This window comes from Thiolapillus sp., assembly GCF_048562965.1.
GTDB classification, from domain to species: Bacteria; Pseudomonadota; Gammaproteobacteria; order Chromatiales; family Chromatiaceae; genus Thiolapillus; species Thiolapillus brandeum_A.
The window spans coordinates 1-763 of the sequence record NZ_JBHNMF010001236.1 but is presented as its reverse complement, the minus strand read 5'-3'; the positions used below and the strand labels follow the sequence as shown (position 1 = coordinate 763).

Sequence of the window (763 nt, the reverse complement as noted above, 5' to 3'; positions counted from 1 at the left end):
ATGGAGAACGTTCCCACGGTGGAGCGGCATGGGGTGTTCAAGGATTTCGCCAGTGAACTCGAGGGATTGGGCTACCAAGTGTGGTCCGATGTGGTGCAGTGTGCTCAGTACGGTGTACCCCAACGAAGGAGAAGGATGGTCTTGCTCGCATCACTGCATGGCCCGATACGGATGATCGAGCCCACCCACTCCAAACCGAGGACGGTCGAACAGGCCATCCGTCGACTGCCGCCCGTGGCGGCCGGGGAAAGGACGCCGAGGGACAGGTTGCATGTCGCATCTTCCTTGACGGACAAGAATCTCGAACGAATCAGGGCGTCGAGACCAGGGGGTACATGGCGGGACTGGCCCAGACATCTCGTGGCCGACTGTCACAAGGAGGATACAGGGCGCACCTATCCGAGCGTCTATGGTCGGATGAAATGGGAGGAACCGGCACCGACCATGACCACGCAGTGTTATGGGTATGGCAATGGTCGATTCGGGCATCCGGAACAGGATAGGGCGATCACCTTGAGGGAGGCGGCCATCCTGCAGAGTTTTCCCCGAAGTTATGCGTTCGTCGAACCACGTCGATCCGTTCAGTTCAGTCCCATAGGGAGAATGATAGGTAATGCCGTACCCGTGAGGTTGGGACGTGCCATCGGGCGAAGTATCCTGCGACATTTGAGCGAGGTCGACAGCCGATTGATGCCGAGCGGATAGCCGCAGTCGTTCGGGCACGGCTGCATGAATCGAAAAGGGGATGAATTTGGGAAACGTC

The 763-nt window shown here is 58.5% G+C and carries 1 protein-coding gene; it reads left to right on the top strand.

Annotated elements, in window-relative coordinates:
- On the top strand, positions 1–705 hold the full coding sequence (locus tag ACOCD2_RS23520; protein ID WP_294059496.1) for a DNA cytosine methyltransferase: 705 nt from the start codon (positions 1–3) through the stop codon (positions 703–705).
- The last annotated feature ends 58 nt before the right edge of the window (positions 706–763 follow it).